This window comes from Algoriphagus jejuensis, assembly GCF_039523455.1.
Classification (GTDB): Bacteria; Bacteroidota; Bacteroidia; order Cytophagales; family Cyclobacteriaceae; genus Algoriphagus; species Algoriphagus jejuensis.
The window spans coordinates 12,041-26,316 of record NZ_BAAAFI010000005.1; the positions used below are offsets into that span (position 1 = coordinate 12,041).

Sequence of the window (14,276 nt, forward strand, 5' to 3'; positions counted from 1 at the left end):
CTCTTTATGAATACGGAAGAGCAATTAAATCCTGCTATCTGATTATCGGAACTAATTTAATCTACATCCGATCAGGAAGCTTCGAGAAACTTGTTGACTTCCAGCCAGTAGATAAACGCATCAAACCAGCGATTACTGGTACGGTTGGGATTTCCGAGTCCGAAGCCGTGACCACCGTTTTGGTAAAGATGGAATTCGACCGGCTTTCCGGCTTTGTACCAGGATTCGATGACACCAGTCTGACCAAGGAAAAGGAAGTCATCGGTGGCGATTACATTAAACATCGGCGGAGCATTTTCCGGTACTTCAACTGCGCCCATGCCACCATAGATTGGGCCGATGAAGGCGAGCTTCATCGTTTTGGAGTGAAGTGTGGAATGCATAGTGAGTCCTGCTCCTGCTGAAAAGCCGATCATACCGATTCTGGATGGATCAACACCCCATTCCTTGGCCCGATCGAGGATCATGGCGTAAGCAGCCTCGGCGTCTTCCAATTGGTTGGAAAGGTTTCGCTGTGGCGGAGGCGGGGGTGTTACGCTTTTCGAAGAATCCGAACTGGAAGTCGGTGCGGTTCGGGGTCGGTTCATCCAAGCCGTGAAATCTTCCAAAGACTCTGGAGTTGGGTTCAGGCGATATTTCAGTACAAATGCGGCGATTCCCTGCTTTGCAAGCGCCTCTGCTACTTCCCATCCTTCGTTGCCCATCGACAGCCAGCTGAAGCCACCGCCCGGTGCCACGATCACCGCAGTGCCATTTGCGGTACCCGGTTCTGGGAGAAAGGGTGTGAGTGTCGCGGTGGTAATGTTGCGCGCCATGGGATCTCCCCACTGCTTAAACCACGTTTCCGAGGCGGGTTGGTTTTCAACTCCTCCCGTGCCGAGCAAAATTGCTCTGGGTTCGGCAGGGGCTTCGAGCGGATGGATCGTCCCGTCTTGGGCAAAAGTCTGGACGGAAAAACTGAGCAATAGCAGTAGAAAGCCAGATTTAATAAGCTTTTTCATAGGAATAGGTTTTTGGGTTTGAATAGAAGGTAAGATATTGATTTTCTGGGAAAGGTCAGATGAATTAAGTTGAGAACCATCTGTGGAGTTAGGAGCTGAGATGCTTTTTATCTATCAGGTAAAAATGTTCTTTTTCTGTTGGCACTGGAGAAAGTGAAAGGAAACTGAGGGATAGAATCCTTCTGCATGATAGAAAACTCAGGATTGGAAGGCTTAATCTCAAACTCACCCTGAGAACAAGGGTCTTTTTCAACCCCAAGTTTTGATTCTGGTGATTTTCTGAGGCAGAGAAGTGATAGGACAAATTATTGGCAATGGTCCTCTAAAAAGATTTTCTGGGGGAAAGTAACTTCTTGTGTTTGATATTTCGTTACTTATCAGAAAAATAGAGCGAATTGAAAATCAGATTTTCAAGCCTAGGAATCACCCTTTTAATTTCCCTGTGCTTTTCCTTCTTGGCAACCTTCGGTTTTGAAAAGACCGAGGTAGAAACTGCTTTTTCAAATCCAAAAACAGTCATCAATGAATCCCATGGGTTATTTAGTGACTTTGGATTAACACAGAGACAATTTTCCTCCGGTCAAAATTCAGATGAGGTAGACGATTCCTCGAAAAATTTGGCAAGCGCGTTTTTTTCCGACTTCTATTTACCAAAAGGCATTTGGACGAGGATAACCTTACTTTTTCCATCCAAATTCACATTTGGCGATCTCTTCATCTTGTTTCAGAACCTTAGGATTTAGGATTTTCAGATTTCAGGCTGCCTGATTCAGGTCTATAATTGAACAATCCCTTTAAAAATCCTAACAATGAAAACTATATCAGTAAATGATATGGCTGGTTTTGATGCATCAAAATTTGCCATTAGTGAAGTGTTACTTGACAAAAGTCTAAAAGCTGAACGGGAGTTTTTGCTCAGACGAGCGATCCTTCTTCACTACTTAGAGCATGACACAGCAAAAATCAATTTCAAAGATGACCACGACGAAATCTTGGAAGTGGAGTGCTCCGTGATTGCTGTTACGGATCTGCATGTCATTCTGAAGTCAGGATTATTCCTGCCTATCCATGCCGTAGTATCGATTGAGTTGGCATGATAAAACTGAATTCCAAAAAAGCCCCATCTGACCTTGTTAGTGGGGCTTTTTAGTTTGTTTTGGAAACCAGTCGCTGTACGGACCATTCAATGTGTATCAAAGCACAAATCACAATTATTTCCATGCTGAAGTATATTATTCCTATGACGGGAAGTAGCGGGAAAAAATTAACCAGAAGGCTAAAGGTAAGAAGGCAATAACAAGAGTTAGCGATACTAATCAACCTGATGTGGACTGCGTAGTTTTTTTTCAAAATTAAAAAACAAATCAAGGAATAAGAAAAAAGGCAAGATGATACTGCTGACAATGAAATCAGAATAAAGCGAGGCATGCCAATCCAATCAAGGAAAAACTCAGCAATGAGTAGCAGGAAAACCAGGGAAACCAATGCCCCCAAGGAATCCAGGCGGAAAAGTTTCCTTGGCTCTCTTGCCAATTTTCGAATGAATTCTTTATTCATTAATAAGTTTAGAAGCTGGATTTAGGAAAGGCGCTTTGAGGGGTTGCGAACGTACTTTAAAGAGGGTCAATAGCAAAATGAAAATCAGGGAAAGTCCAAGTGTACCCAAACCGATATTCAGCCGATGAGCCAGACTTTGCTGCCATAAAACTATTTGCAAACCATGCCGCAGGAATACCCAAAATAATGGGAAATCACGACGAGCTTGATAAATTCCATCGATAACTTTAGCACGATACTGCCGACAGAAGCGCCTAAGGTTTTTCGAATCGCCACTTCTTTAGCTTTTACCTCTGCAGTATAGGTTGTCATTCCCAATAGATCCCGTCAGGAAATGGTGATGGCTAGAAAGGCAACAAGTGTGACTACTTTTCCCCGAATCCCAAAAAACACATTGTACATCTCATTCATCTAGACTTCGAAAAACTCTCACTTGAAGCAAGCAAGGCTTGGTACGGTCCAAAAATCTAACTGTCGTTTGCTGCTTTTTTTTGCAAATATTTCCTTCTTGTTATCAGGACTCGATATTTGAAATCATCGAAAAACAACCCAAAAAGCAATAACAAGACAGCAATTACCAGAGTGTTCATCCTATAATCAAGTTCTACGTAACAGAATCCACCGGCTAATCCTCCGATAAAAAATGAAGATATTATCACCAATCGAAGTTTGATGTTGGCCTTGATTTTTTCTCGATGTAGGCGATATTTTGGAAAGAAAAGCTGTGAAAGTTCAATCCCCAAGTCGGTAAAAAGTCCTGTTAGGTGTGTGGTACGAACGACGGCGTTTGAAATTTTGGTTACATAGGAATTTTGCAACCCCATCGCGAACAGGAGTAAGCAGGCCACCGTATTGGGGAATTCTAATTCAGATTGGTAGCATAGCACTACCACCGATATTAAAAAAGCGCATTCCAATAAGGTTGGTATTACATACACATTCAGACGCCTGTTTTCATGAAAGCGCTCTATCAGAAAACTGGACATGAATGAACCAAGGAAGAATGAAAGGATGTAGGCGAAATAAGTTACTCCCTTTAGGAATTCCGTATTTGCTACATCATTGATGAACAAGGCGAAATGCCCCGTTACGTTTGTAGTCAGCTGATGGATAGCCAAAAATCCGCAAACATTGACAATACCTGCGACTAAAGACAAGATAGCAGCCAGCTGAAGATTATGCATTAATGTTCTGCTTTTGCCTTGATGTCTAAACATTTCGTGGGGATTTGAGCGGCATCGCGATGGGATACCGCATCCCTGTAAATTTAACGCTTTCGTCCGGTTTTGTGACGCATGCTTTTCTTCCGAAAGCTTATCTCTTTATGAACATGAGGGTTTCAATTCTTTTGAGATAAGCTAAGGATACGCGTCTATCTGATTTGGGCATTTTAATCCATATGTTTAGCTAAACAATTTTTGCTTTACGAGATATGAAACGAAGAGAATTTGTCCATTTCGGCACGTTAGGTCTTTGTGCGGTTCCTATGTTAACTTCGATGGCTTTTCGCAGGACCGCAAAAGCCGAAAGCAAGCCCGACTGGCTGCTTCGCTTAATCAAAGTCAATGACACTCAGCTGGATCGGCTGAGCGAATATCGGGTTTCTGATGCTAATAGTCCAGCCTACGGCGGCTACCTCGATGGGGCCGAAATCCCCAATGCACATTCAACCGTCGCATATATCCGCGCGGCGGGCAGTGCCCTGGCGAGTCCTGAGAGCCACCATTACCGCTCTGAAGTAGTAGCCAAAGAACTCGAAGAGGCAATACATTATCTTCTGAAAATCCAGCATTCCGACGGTACCATCGACCTGCTTTCGACCAATTTTCACTCCACGCCCGACACGGGTTTCATAGTCAAATGGCTGGTGCCTGTGTACATCATTGTCCTACGGGAAGTCGGTGCCCGGTATTCCAGTCAGCTGGAGCTCCTAAAAACCTTTTTGCAACGAGCCGGTGAATGCCTGATCGTAGGTGGTATCCATACTCCCAACCACCGCTGGGTGGTATCGGCGGGATTGACGAAGCTGAACGAACTATGGCCCGATCCGCGCTACTTGGCCCGCATCAACGAATGGCTGGGAGAAAACATTGACATGGATCCCGACGGACAGTACGACGAGAAGAGTACCCTTATCTATTCGCCCCTCACCGATCGGGTGCTTATTACCATCGCCAATGGAGCGGACAAGCCGGAACTGTATGAGTACGTGCGAAGAAATCTGATGATGACCACCTACTATATCCATCCTAACGGTGAGGTAGCCACTGACGCTTCGGGTCGGCAGGATAAAGCCGCCATAGGAACCATGGAAGGCTATTATTACCCCTACCGTTTTATGGCCTTGCAGGATCAGAATGGTGTTTTTTCCGCTATATGTCAAAAAATCGAGGCTACTGTACTAGAAAAATCTGCTTCCCAATTACCTTATTTTTTAGAAGACACCTCTCTTTGGCGAGAGCTTCCCCAGTCGACGGCATTGCCTACAAGTTACGCAAAGGCCTTTCCGTACTCGGGTCTGGTGCGCATCCGGCGGGGGAATTTGGATGCTACCGTCATTTCCCAAAATCCCACTTTTCTAAGTTTTCATAGCGGCAATGCTGTGTTGCAGGGCCTACGCTTTTCCTCTTCCTTTTTCGGAAAAGGACAATTTCAGGGAGCCGAGATTCGGCAGGAGGACAAGGACTACGTCATGGAGCAAAAGCTCGCTGGGCCCTATTACCAACCGTACCCCAAAGATTCCATCGATCCGGATGGAGATTGGAATAAGATGCCGCAAAGCGGTCGGACAAAAAGCGAAACACAGCACCTCGTTTCGACTGTTCGAATTCGGGAAAAAGGCGTCGGAGTAGAATGCGACATCGAAATCACCGGTACCGATGGTGTTCCGGTATCGGTGGAGCTTATTTTCCGGGAAGGTGGGGAGTTCAAAAACGTCATGCCACTAGCGGCTGAAAACAATGCCTACCTCCTCAATACAGCTGAAATGGCAACTTATACACTAAAAGGCGACAAGCTGAGCTTTGGACCCGGACTGGCCGAGCACAAGGGTGTCCTCTTACGCGGAGCTTTGCCTCGCATGTCTGCGCCTACGGTCTACCTGACAGGTTTTACGCCTTTTAAACATACCATTCGAGTTTCCTGATGGTGATGAAAGCAGCGGAAAGTTTTTCGGAAGGCTCAGGGGGTACTTTATCGCTTCGTTTGTTTTTCAGCATTTCAAAGGGTCGGTGCCGTGAAAAAGATCTCGACTGCACCGAATAGAATCAAGAGTTAGAACGTTGATATTCAGGAACCAGACTTTGGTTCTGGTTGGTAGGGTTTTAGAATCTTTAGGTATGTTCCTCAAAATTTCAAAGACAACTCTCTAAAGATTTTTTGATGCAATACGACCTTTATAACCCAAGAAAATCAGCGCAATGATACACCTTAGGCAAGCCACAATCGGAGACCTCGAACTGCTGCGTTATTGGGATACAAAACAGCACGTGATTGACTGTGATCCTGATGACGATTGGAAGTGGGAGCGGGAACTCGGTCGAAACCCGATATGGCGGGAGCAATTGATTGCTGATTTGGACGGTACACCTATTGGTTTCATTCAGATTATCGGTCCATATCAGGAGGAGACACGCTATTGGGGTAATGTTGAAAGGAATAAAAGAGCGGTTGACATCTGGATTGGAGAGGTAGAAAACCTGAACAAGGGCTATGGGACAGCGATGATGAATATGGCTATTGCAAGATGCTTTGAAGATCCAAAAGTAACCGGGATACTGATTGATCCTCTGAAAACCAATGTTAACGCGCATAGATTCTATGAGAGACTTGGCTTTGAATTTTTGGAAGAGCGGGATTTTTATGGCACGATGTGTCTTGTATATGAATTAAATAGAAGACCTGCGCAGCGGAACTAGGAAGTTGTTGCTTGCACAGGTTGGCCGCCGTCACGAGAATATTGAAACTGACGCCTGCCTCGGTATTCCGCCCTTTTTTGAAAGCGTAGTTACTCATCTCCCGACGATAAAATGTAAATTTAGTGTACACCAATTTTGAAGCCATGACCAAGGTCAAAGTATTGAGTTATACCATTTCTCTAGATGGATATGGAGCTGGGCCGGAGCAAAGCCTGGAAAAGCCCATGGGGCTGGGAGCGGAGCATCTCCATGATTGGCTGCGTGAGACCAAGGTTTTTGGCAAGATGGTAGGGCAGGAGCTAGGCTCGGAGGGATTTGACAATGACTTCGTCGAAAAGGGCTTTGAAAATCTTGGCGCCTGGATCATGGGCCGCAATATGTTTGGGCCGATCCGTGGAGACTGGCCAAATGGCGAATGGAAAGGCTGGTGGGGCCCCAATCCGCCCTATCATGTCCCGGTGTTTGTGTTGACCCATTTTGAAAGAGAGCCTTTGACGATGAAGGGCGGGACGACCTTTTACTTTGTCACCCAGGGAATAGAGGCCGCGTTGGAGCAAGCCAAAAAAGCCGCGAATGGGAGGGATATCCGGATCGGAGGAGGGGCTGACACGGTCCGCCAGTTCCTGAAAGCAGGCTATATCGACGAACTGCATCTTGCCGTGTCACCGGTCTTTCTCGGTTCGGGGGAGCATTTGTTTGCCGGCATTGACATGGTGAGTCTGGGGTACAAAACCGTGCAAAGGACGGAAGGCGAACTTGCGACTCATTTGGTGATCACGAAGGGGTAGCGAGTCTGCGAGACCAAAGAATTGACCTCAAATAAGGTAAGGTTTGTTACCGAGATTAAACCCTAGCCACAGTTTGATGAACTATCCCTCCTTCCCTCTTAAATTAGTCCTTCAACAAATCCCAATCTACGACTTCAATGCACCGACGACCCTTTTCCCAGCTTACCTCACTGTTCTTCACCTTCTGTTTTTTTTGCGGCTTGACGGTCTGCGGGCAGGAGACCGGCACTCGTCGTTCAGCGGCAGCCGAACCAGCAAGTTCGCCGATTTCTGAGGAGAAATTTGTCACGATCAACGGCATCGAGCAATGGGTGACGATCAGGGGAAATCCCGGTAAACCTGTCATCTTGTTTCTTCATGGAGGGCCGGGCAGCGTGATGAGCCCGTATGCGGATAATCTCTACAAAGCCTGGGAAACCGATTTTCTGATCGTCCAGTGGGATCAGCGAGGAGCAGGCAGAACCTATGGCCGCAATGCGCCGGAGGAACTGACCCCGGAGTTTTTGCAAGCGAACCCATTGACTTTGACCCAGATGGCGGACGACGGAATTGCTCTCTCCGAGTTTTTGATTGAACATTTGGGGAAAGAAAAGATCATCCTCTTTGGCACTTCCTGGGGATCAGCTTTGGGCGTAGCCATCGCCACCAAACGCCCTGACTTGTTCTACGCCTACGTCGGACATTCACAGATCGTTAATCCATCGAGCGACGAAGGCCTCTACAAGAAAGTCCAACAACTGGCAACAGCCGCAAATGACACGACATCCCTCGACAGACTAAATGAGATCGGCGCACCTCCCTACGACCGGGCGAGGACGGTAGGACAGCTGTGGAGAATCGTGAAAAAGTACGAAAGCCAAAACTCCCAACCAGCGCCTGAGTCCTGGTTTGTGCCTTCTTCCGACTACGCAAATGCAAAAGACGATCAACACCGAAGCGATGGAGACGATTATTCGTATGTCAACTTTGTAGGGGACAAAGTCTTGGGTGTCGCGGCGATGCGGGCTTCGATCAATTTCTTGGAAACCAGCCTTGACTTCAAAATACCGGTCTATCTTATCCAAGGCGAGGAAGATATCTTGACTCCAAAGGAATCCACCCGATTGTTTTTCGAACAGTTGAAATCACCTGCGAAGGACTATGTATTGTTGCCAAATACTGCCCACGGATTCAATCAAGTAGTGATCGACTCACAGTACGCGATTTTCATGAGTATCAGAGTCGATTAGATAGGAGACCACAGACCATATCCGGGGTTAACCTTTGACGTTGGCGTTCATATAAAATGACTACAAAACGACAGACATATCAAGAAAAAGCTGAACAGCTTGCTAAAACAATCGACATTGCTGAAAAAGTCATTGTTGGCTCAAAATCATTAGACGAGAAGACCAGAACCCATTTCTTCAATTGGGGACGAGAAATTAAAAATATGGCTCTCAACCCTGAACCTCAATTTAAGAAAGTAGCCAGTCTTAAATATCTAGAGAATGACTTCTTAATTTATTGGAATGAAGCGGATGGCGAAGACATTGAAAAATTTTGGACTGAAGTATATAAGAACAAAATTGACTTTGAGAGAAAAGATACGATTCAAGCAGTATTAAAAAGAAAGAAAATTAAAGACATTCACGAGTACGACAGCGTAATTGACAATATTGTTGTCGCTGAACAAATCGGACGGATTGACAAAGAACAAGTAAAGGGGTTAAATAAAATGATTGGAGAGTTTGAGCAACGACAAACAAAAAAGGGAAAATAAAAACACGACACGCCAACATCACCTATACTGCATACGTAGCATGGCCTAAACGTTATAGTGCATTTTAGGACGACACAAGTTTTTTTATTTATCTCCGCATGGTTTGGGGACACACAAGTATATTATGACACAGACTTTTTTGAAGGACACGGAGATTTTTGTGGCTTGTATTTTGAATCTGTAGACAAGGAATAGAAATAAAAACAAGTGGACATTTATTCTAAGTTTGATTCCATCCCCCAATAACTCTACTAAAATGACTCCTAAAATCACCCTGACGGTATTCCTGCTTTTTTTATTCGTGCTTGAATCGAATGCGCAAGATCTGAGAACCGAGTTTTTTCCGAAAGCCGAACGGCGCCCAAATGAGCTTCCCGACAAGGAAAATACCTGGGTTTTCGTATTGGCAGGTCAGTCAAATATGGCGGGACGTGGGCAGGTTGAAGCGATAGATACGATACCCAATCCCCGAATTTTGACAATCAACAAAGCCGGAGACTTGCTGATAGCAAAGGAACCTCTTCACTTTTATGAGCCGATATTGACGGGTTTGGACTGTGGACTTTCCTTTGGCAAGGAGTTGCTGAATCATGTTCCCGACAGCATTTCAATTGTGCTGATTCCCACAGCAGTTGGTGGCAGCGCAATCGGTCAATGGATCAACGATTCGACTTATCGGGATGTGACGCTCCTCTCCAATTTTAGGGAGAAGCTCGAAATCGGAAAACAGTTCGGCCAAATTAAGGGGATACTTTGGCATCAAGGGGAAACAGATGCTGCGAAAGCCGAAACGATTGAAATCCATGTCGAGCAACTTCGGACCTTGTTCGGAGAATTTAGATCCGCCGCTGGCAATCCAAACCTGCCGATTTTGCTGGGCGAATTGGGCTCGTTTTCAAAGACCAAAAAAAGTTGGCGCGCAATAAATTTTAAAATAAGACGCTATGTCAAGTCCGACCCCAATGCCTATTTGATACGCACGGGAGATTTGAACCATAAGGGCGATAGCGTTCATTTTGATTCGGATGGGCAACGGGAAATGGGGAAGCGATTTGGAGAAAAATTTATCGATATCGAAGCAAAGTCCGCTCCTAGCCACCAATGATAGGTCAATCAACAAGGACGGATTAAATGCCACAGATGCACAGATTTACGCTGCATCTATAGCATTAATTCCCAGGCCTGACACTTCAAATCAACTTTAATACGATCTTGGCACTCGTTTTAAGTCATACGCTCGCTACAACTATTTTTCCTCCCCATTCCGACACCCCATGATCCAAGCCTATTTCCGTGAATTCGATGTGTTTAGCGAAGAGGAGATTGCCACTTTCATCCAGCTCTTTGAGCGAAAAACGGTAAGCAAAAACGAGTTTTTTGTCAGGGAAGGGGAGCGGTGCAGCGAGATCGCGTTAATCGTGTCGGGGATTTTTCGCTCCTTTTACTCCTCAGACAAGGGTGATGACATCACCTATTGCTTCAGATTTCCCAATGACCTGATGGCTTCCTATTCTTCGTTTATCACGGGAAATCCGAGTTTGGAGACGATGCAGGCACTTTCTCAGTCAGAGCTTTTTGTCATCAAGAAGGAGAAGATCGAAAAACTGTTTAGCCAAAATCACAGCTGGACGAAGTTTCTCAAAATCATCGCAGAGCAGCAATACCTGGAGTTGGAGAAGCGCATCTTTCAACTCCAGAAAGACAGCGCCGCCCAGCGCTACAAAGCACTGCTGGAGCACCAGCCTGAATACGTTCAATTGCTTCCTCTGCAATATCTGGCGTCGTATCTCGGCATCACCCAGCGGCATCTGAGCAGAATCCGAAGGGAAATTTCCTTTTAGACATTTGTCCGGTAGTCCCGCAGTCGGCATCTCTATTTTCGCAGCACAACAAGCGAACAGATGTCTAAGAAAATCCTCATCATCAACGGACATCCCAACCGGGATTCCTTCAACTTTGGAATTGCAAGAGCCTACAAGGCCGGAGCAGCGCAGTCCGGGGCTGAAATCAAAGAGCTTACGATTGCGGACTTGGATTTCAACCCCAACCTGCAATTTGGCTTTCAGAAGCGAACCGAACTGGAGCCGGACTTGCTCCGCGCCTGGGAGGCAATCCAGTGGGCAGAGCATTTGGTGTGGGTTCATCCCGTGTGGTGGGGAGGTTTGCCGGCGATTACGAAGGGTTTCATCGATCGGCTGTTCCTGCCCGGATTTGCGTTTCGGTATCGGGAGAAGTCGATTTTTTGGGACAAACTTCTGAAAGGTAAATCCGCACGGATCATCACGACCCTAGACCAGCCTGGCTGGATTTACAGACTCATGTTTGGTCGACCCAGTGTGAATCAGCTCAAGAAATCGACCTTGGAATTTTGTGGGGTAAGTCCCGTCAAAGTGTCCTATATAGGGATCGTGAAGACATCTGACGAAAAAATGCGTGACAGTTGGCTGGGCAAGATGGAGAAGCTGGGACGGGGGCAGCGGTAGGACAGTATTCAGTGGCAGTGATCAGTCTTGGAACCTTTGGCGTCTTACAGAACCTCGGAGATTTTCTTGAGTAAATTTCAGCAAACATTGCAATGATTCATTCCAGAAAACAATTCGATATTTTTAAACCCATGAATGAATCCATCAGTCAAAAAATCATAGCCGTCTGCGACGAGAAGATCGAAAAGAAAGGCGAAAACGTCGGTCTTTCGTTTTATGCCTTTTTCTCCAATAAAAATGACAACCCAGAACTGCTGATGGAGGTAGCGGAGTGGTGGATCATGACCCACAAGCTGGATCACTTCGAGAAGGCCGTCAAGATCCGGGAGATGGTGAAAAGTGGCTTGTGAGCAGCGCGAAGTTATATTGCCTGAATTCGAATTGATTGTGCTTAAACTCCGACATACAACGATTTATTGGAAGGGAAAAGCCGTAAGGGGTAGTAAAAGAGAATGCGATTACACCTCGACAAGCTCGGTGCCCGAGAAAAATCTGACTCCATCCAAATCCAGGATTCGGTGCTCGAGCTTGTCGAGACCAATTCATAAAAGAGGGGACTAAAAGTATTAAAAATAAAACTAAGCCGATTAAAACCATGATCTACTTAACCCAACTCATCTACATCAACGAAGGACAGGAAGCTGTATTTAATCAGTTTGAGGACGTTGCCATCCCGACCATTTTAAAATATAAGGGGCGGCTTGTGCTGCGAATCCGACCGACAGGGGACACGTTCGTCGAATCCAATATCGAGCGGCCCTATGAAGTTCATTTGGTGGAATTTGAATCCGAAGACGATTTTCGGGATTTCTTGAACGACGAGGATCGAAAGCGATTTTTGCATCTCAAGGAACAATCCATACGAGCAGTGGTGCTGATCAAAGGGACTCAGCTTTGAGCTAAAAAGACTATTTTCAACCCGACTTATCCTTCACATTTCTATGCGTCTTTTAGCGATTTTATTCTTTTTGTGTCCCATTTTTGGTTTTGGCCAAACTGTCTGTTCCCTCGAAAGCCGGGAGCGGCTCGATGCTACTTTGGCAGAGCTGTCGCAAAAGGATCTTTCCGACAAATCCGTACAAGACTTGGTAGTGGAAATCGGCAGAGGCTTCATCGGTACTCCCTACGTCGAAAAAACCCTGGAGCTGCCTGGCGAGGAAAAGCTGGTGATCAACCTGACCGGTTTGGACTGCACGACTTATTTGGAAACCGTTGTGACATTGGCGCGGATTGCGAAAGACGGGGAACTGACTTTTGCAGCTTACGAAAAGGAACTCGAAAAGCTTCGCTATCAGGGCGGCGTCCGAAAAGACTATTCTTCACGCCTGCATTATTTTTCTGATTGGATTTTTCAAAACCAGGAGAAAGGAATCCTCAAAGACATTACGCGCGAAATCGGCGGAACAAGCTATCCCAATGCCCCGACTTTCATGTCGGAAAACCCGAAGTTTTACGCACAGTTGAGCAACCCGGATTTTGTCAAAGCCATCCAAGCTGACGAAGCTGCGATTGCTAAACGAACCTACTATTTCATCCCCAAAGCTGAAATCCAACAACACGAGCAAAAGATCCAATCGGGCGATTTGATCGCCATCACGACGACGATGAAGAATATGGATATTGTCCATGTGGGATTTGCCGTGGAGCAGGGAGGAAGGATTCATTTGATGCATGCGAGTACCGGTTCGATGAAAGTGGAGATCTCCGAAAAACCGCTCAGCGACTACCTGGCCGGCAATAAATCCCAATCGGGAATTATGGTTTGCAGCTTGGTGGATTAATTCCAGTGGTTAGTCTCGGTAAGCTTCAGACCTATAATTCTCAGGGTGGCGAGCGGGATTTTTCGGGTGAATCATGTTTCACTCAACATAATGTGGCTAAAGAAAAATGAAAGTAACCATTACCTCCATCGAGCTGAAAGGCCCCTTCAAGTTTTTTGCATTGTCTGCGAAAGCCCTAAAAATTCTTAAACAATTGAAGGCAACAAACTGCAAGGGGTTTCGGAAAAAGGGCTTTTGGACGACTCATTACACGATGGCGCTTTGGGAAAACGAAGCTGACCTGAAGTCCTTTGCGCAAAGCGGGGCACACTTGGAGGCGATGAAGAAAACCAAAGAAATAGCGAAAGAAGTCCGGACCTACACCTATGAATCTCAAAAATTGCCTTCCTGGGAAGAAGCCATCAGGCTTTTGGAAAAAGGCAAGGTGTATAGTTTCTAGGCAGGCAGTTAAAAAGTTGTTTTAGAATGCAGACGCACAATTTCAAACCCATGGAAAAATTAGCGAAACGATTGGAATCCCTTGTTGAACGAGGAATTTCCTACGTCCAGCCTTCAGATCAACTTGCGCTAAGCCAAAAAACTTCACCTAATAAATGGTCGAAGAAGGAAATCCTTGGACACCTGATCGACTCAGGAATCAACAACCTCCAGCGGTTTAATGAGATCCAATTCGCTACCAAACCCTATCCGATACGACCCTATGACCAAGATCAATTGGTGCGAGCAAATTACTATCAAGAAGCTTCTGTGGACGAATTGTGTGGTTTTTGGAAGGCAATCAATCTCCGAATCCAACAAGTAATCCTCCGTCAAACTGAGCTTACGTTGGCTTACCCGATTCTCTTGGGAAGCGGTGAAACCAAAGATTTGGCCTTTTTGATCCGAGACTATGTGGATCACCTGGAGCATCACCTCAATCAGATTTTAGATCCTTTCTATCCCGCTGATCCCCACTTGCCGATTCCCCAGTTACTCGCCTAGCTTCAT

Annotated in this window: 17 protein-coding genes; 14 read left to right on the top strand and 3 right to left on the bottom strand. The window is 45.8% G+C overall.

Annotation, left to right across the window (positions count from 1 at the left end; all coding sequences use genetic code 11):
* Positions 1 to 71: 71 nt before the first annotated feature.
* Positions 72 to 1,001, bottom strand: a complete 930-nt coding sequence (locus ABD031_RS06780) for an alpha/beta hydrolase (protein WP_343849680.1) — start codon at positions 999 to 1,001, stop codon at positions 72 to 74.
* 809 nt (positions 1,002 to 1,810) lie between these two features.
* Here ABD031_RS06780 and ABD031_RS06785 point away from each other — a divergent pair.
* Complete coding sequence (locus tag ABD031_RS06785) at positions 1,811 to 2,098, top strand: hypothetical protein (protein WP_343849682.1); 288 nt, start codon at positions 1,811 to 1,813, stop codon at positions 2,096 to 2,098.
* Positions 2,099 to 2,708: 610 nt separating this feature from the next.
* Here the strand turns inward: ABD031_RS06785 and ABD031_RS06790 are convergent.
* Positions 2,709 to 2,870 (bottom strand): hypothetical protein, encoded by a 162-nt coding sequence (locus ABD031_RS06790; protein ID WP_343849684.1) that lies wholly within the window; start codon positions 2,868 to 2,870, stop codon positions 2,709 to 2,711.
* Between the two features lie 155 nt (positions 2,871 to 3,025).
* A complete protein-coding gene (locus ABD031_RS06795; protein ID WP_343849686.1) occupies positions 3,026 to 3,775 on the bottom strand; it encodes a YoaK family protein in 750 nt (249 codons plus the stop codon).
* A gap of 215 nt (positions 3,776 to 3,990) precedes the next feature.
* Here ABD031_RS06795 and ABD031_RS06800 point away from each other — a divergent pair, with 215 nt between their 5' ends.
* The 13 genes from ABD031_RS06800 (at position 3,991) to ABD031_RS06860 (ending at position 14,270) form a co-directional block, all read left to right on the top strand.
* The gene (locus tag ABD031_RS06800) at positions 3,991 to 5,703 is read left to right on the top strand and encodes a hypothetical protein (protein ID WP_343849688.1); all 1,713 of its coding nucleotides are present in this window, start codon (positions 3,991 to 3,993) and stop codon (positions 5,701 to 5,703) included.
* A gap of 274 nt (positions 5,704 to 5,977) precedes the next feature.
* Positions 5,978 to 6,475: a GNAT family N-acetyltransferase gene (locus ABD031_RS06805; protein ID WP_343849690.1), complete on the top strand. Its 498-nt coding sequence runs from the start codon at positions 5,978 to 5,980 to the stop codon at positions 6,473 to 6,475.
* Between the two features lie 143 nt (positions 6,476 to 6,618).
* Positions 6,619 to 7,263 (top strand): dihydrofolate reductase family protein, encoded by a 645-nt coding sequence (locus tag ABD031_RS06810; protein WP_343849692.1) that lies wholly within the window; start codon positions 6,619 to 6,621, stop codon positions 7,261 to 7,263.
* A gap of 137 nt (positions 7,264 to 7,400) precedes the next feature.
* Positions 7,401 to 8,492: an alpha/beta fold hydrolase gene (locus tag ABD031_RS06815; protein ID WP_343849694.1), complete on the top strand. Its 1,092-nt coding sequence runs from the start codon at positions 7,401 to 7,403 to the stop codon at positions 8,490 to 8,492.
* 56 nt (positions 8,493 to 8,548) lie between these two features.
* On the top strand, positions 8,549 to 9,025 hold the full coding sequence (locus ABD031_RS06820) for an SGNH/GDSL hydrolase family protein (protein ID WP_343849696.1): 477 nt from the start codon (positions 8,549 to 8,551) through the stop codon (positions 9,023 to 9,025).
* 256 nt (positions 9,026 to 9,281) lie between these two features.
* Positions 9,282 to 10,130, top strand: a complete 849-nt coding sequence (locus ABD031_RS06825) for a sialate O-acetylesterase (protein ID WP_343849698.1) — start codon at positions 9,282 to 9,284, stop codon at positions 10,128 to 10,130.
* A gap of 169 nt (positions 10,131 to 10,299) precedes the next feature.
* A complete protein-coding gene (locus ABD031_RS06830; protein ID WP_343849700.1) occupies positions 10,300 to 10,866 on the top strand; it encodes a Crp/Fnr family transcriptional regulator in 567 nt (188 codons plus the stop codon).
* Positions 10,867 to 10,926: 60 nt separating this feature from the next.
* Positions 10,927 to 11,508 (top strand): NAD(P)H-dependent oxidoreductase, encoded by a 582-nt coding sequence (locus ABD031_RS06835; protein ID WP_343849702.1) that lies wholly within the window; start codon positions 10,927 to 10,929, stop codon positions 11,506 to 11,508.
* A gap of 131 nt (positions 11,509 to 11,639) precedes the next feature.
* Positions 11,640 to 11,858, top strand: coding sequence for a DUF6500 family protein (locus ABD031_RS06840; RefSeq protein ID WP_343849704.1), 219 nt, complete (start codon positions 11,640 to 11,642; stop codon positions 11,856 to 11,858).
* Between the two features lie 245 nt (positions 11,859 to 12,103).
* Positions 12,104 to 12,406, top strand: a complete 303-nt coding sequence (locus ABD031_RS06845; RefSeq protein WP_343849706.1) for a DUF1330 domain-containing protein — start codon at positions 12,104 to 12,106, stop codon at positions 12,404 to 12,406.
* Between the two features lie 70 nt (positions 12,407 to 12,476).
* Positions 12,477 to 13,289, top strand: coding sequence for an N-acetylmuramoyl-L-alanine amidase-like domain-containing protein (locus ABD031_RS06850; protein WP_343849708.1), 813 nt, complete (start codon positions 12,477 to 12,479; stop codon positions 13,287 to 13,289).
* 106 nt (positions 13,290 to 13,395) lie between these two features.
* Positions 13,396 to 13,728 (top strand): DUF3291 domain-containing protein, encoded by a 333-nt coding sequence (locus tag ABD031_RS06855; protein WP_343849710.1) that lies wholly within the window; start codon positions 13,396 to 13,398, stop codon positions 13,726 to 13,728.
* A gap of 50 nt (positions 13,729 to 13,778) precedes the next feature.
* Positions 13,779 to 14,270: a DinB family protein gene (locus ABD031_RS06860; RefSeq protein WP_343849712.1), complete on the top strand. Its 492-nt coding sequence runs from the start codon at positions 13,779 to 13,781 to the stop codon at positions 14,268 to 14,270.
* Positions 14,271 to 14,276: the final 6 nt, after the last annotated feature.

What these genes read in the sequence shown, in the direction of transcription:
- ABD031_RS06780 (WP_343849680.1), bottom strand. Translation starts at nt 1,001, where the DNA reads ATGAAAAAGCTTATTAAATCTGGCTTTCTACTGCTATTGCTCAGTTTT.
- ABD031_RS06785 (WP_343849682.1), top strand. Translation starts at nt 1,811, where the DNA reads ATGAAAACTATATCAGTAAATGATATGGCTGGTTTTGATGCATCAAAA.
- ABD031_RS06790 (WP_343849684.1), bottom strand. Translation starts at nt 2,870, where the DNA reads ATGACAACCTATACTGCAGAGGTAAAAGCTAAAGAAGTGGCGATTCGA.
- ABD031_RS06795 (WP_343849686.1), bottom strand. Translation starts at nt 3,775, where the DNA reads ATGTTTAGACATCAAGGCAAAAGCAGAACATTAATGCATAATCTTCAG.
- ABD031_RS06800 (WP_343849688.1), top strand. Translation starts at nt 3,991, where the DNA reads ATGAAACGAAGAGAATTTGTCCATTTCGGCACGTTAGGTCTTTGTGCG.
- ABD031_RS06805 (WP_343849690.1), top strand. Translation starts at nt 5,978, where the DNA reads ATGATACACCTTAGGCAAGCCACAATCGGAGACCTCGAACTGCTGCGT.
- ABD031_RS06810 (WP_343849692.1), top strand. Translation starts at nt 6,619, where the DNA reads ATGACCAAGGTCAAAGTATTGAGTTATACCATTTCTCTAGATGGATAT.
- ABD031_RS06815 (WP_343849694.1), top strand. Translation starts at nt 7,401, where the DNA reads ATGCACCGACGACCCTTTTCCCAGCTTACCTCACTGTTCTTCACCTTC.
- ABD031_RS06820 (WP_343849696.1), top strand. Translation starts at nt 8,549, where the DNA reads ATGACTACAAAACGACAGACATATCAAGAAAAAGCTGAACAGCTTGCT.
- ABD031_RS06825 (WP_343849698.1), top strand. Translation starts at nt 9,282, where the DNA reads ATGACTCCTAAAATCACCCTGACGGTATTCCTGCTTTTTTTATTCGTG.
- ABD031_RS06830 (WP_343849700.1), top strand. Translation starts at nt 10,300, where the DNA reads ATGATCCAAGCCTATTTCCGTGAATTCGATGTGTTTAGCGAAGAGGAG.
- ABD031_RS06835 (WP_343849702.1), top strand. Translation starts at nt 10,927, where the DNA reads ATGTCTAAGAAAATCCTCATCATCAACGGACATCCCAACCGGGATTCC.
- ABD031_RS06840 (WP_343849704.1), top strand. Translation starts at nt 11,640, where the DNA reads ATGAATGAATCCATCAGTCAAAAAATCATAGCCGTCTGCGACGAGAAG.
- ABD031_RS06845 (WP_343849706.1), top strand. Translation starts at nt 12,104, where the DNA reads ATGATCTACTTAACCCAACTCATCTACATCAACGAAGGACAGGAAGCT.
- ABD031_RS06855 (WP_343849710.1), top strand. Translation starts at nt 13,396, where the DNA reads ATGAAAGTAACCATTACCTCCATCGAGCTGAAAGGCCCCTTCAAGTTT.
- ABD031_RS06860 (WP_343849712.1), top strand. Translation starts at nt 13,779, where the DNA reads ATGGAAAAATTAGCGAAACGATTGGAATCCCTTGTTGAACGAGGAATT.